General features: G+C 63.8%; 1 pseudogene. It reads right to left on the bottom strand.

Annotated elements, in window-relative coordinates:
* Nucleotides 1-781 (bottom strand): annotated as a pseudogene (locus AACY45_RS27160) (hypothetical protein); the annotation flags it as partial.

Here is a 781-nt window from a genome sequence, read left to right as displayed (position 1 = left end):
TAGGGGGTGAAATCCGGCAAGGTGCCGAGCCAGAACAGCTTGATCGCCTGGCCGGCGACGAACGAGGCATCGAAGGGGATTTCGATGCGGGTGCGCGGCAGGTCCGGGTCCAGTGCGCCCTGGCGGGCGTCTTCGGCAATCGGCGGCTTGAGGCGCTGCACTTCGCCGATGACGCTGATGAATTGCCCCTTGGAAACAAACCCGGGCGAGCCATCGGCTTTCTGGATGCGGTACGACAGCACCATCTGGGTCTTGGCCAGGCGCCGTAGCAGCGCGTTGGGGACAGGGATTTCCAGGATGCTCGGCACCCCGCCCACCGATTTGCCGGGCAGTTCCTCGTCGATGGGCAGCCCTTCCAGGGGCGTGCCCTTGAGCCTGACGAATATCAGGTCGTCCTTCGCAAAAAACTCGGTGGCGATGGCCAGGATCTGGGCGGTGCCATTGGCGTTGCCCAGATTGTCGACATCCAGCACGTTGTTCAGCGCCTCCTTGAGCAGGGGCGCAAGCGGTCGGCGCTGATCGACGCCGACCATCACCCATTGGGGCAGGCTCCAGTCCTCGGAGCGGTTGTCGACCAGGTCGTAACACTCATAGGCCACCGGTAACCCCTTGGCGTCCGAATCGCCGGCCTCGCGGATCGTTGCTTCATCGACGTGAATCACGATCGGCGTCTTGCCATCGACCTGGTCCTGGGTCAGCGGCAGGCTGTACACAAACACCCCACCCCAAGTCAGGCGTTCCACATCGCCCACGGCCACCTCGGGATACGGCTCGATGGTGA

Origin of the sequence: Pseudomonas sp. RA_35y_Pfl2_P32, from assembly GCF_963970735.1 — a bacterium.
GTDB lineage: Bacteria > Pseudomonadota > Gammaproteobacteria > Pseudomonadales > Pseudomonadaceae > Aquipseudomonas.
Note: the sequence above shows the minus strand (reverse complement) of the source record. Positions and strands in the feature narration are given on the sequence as shown.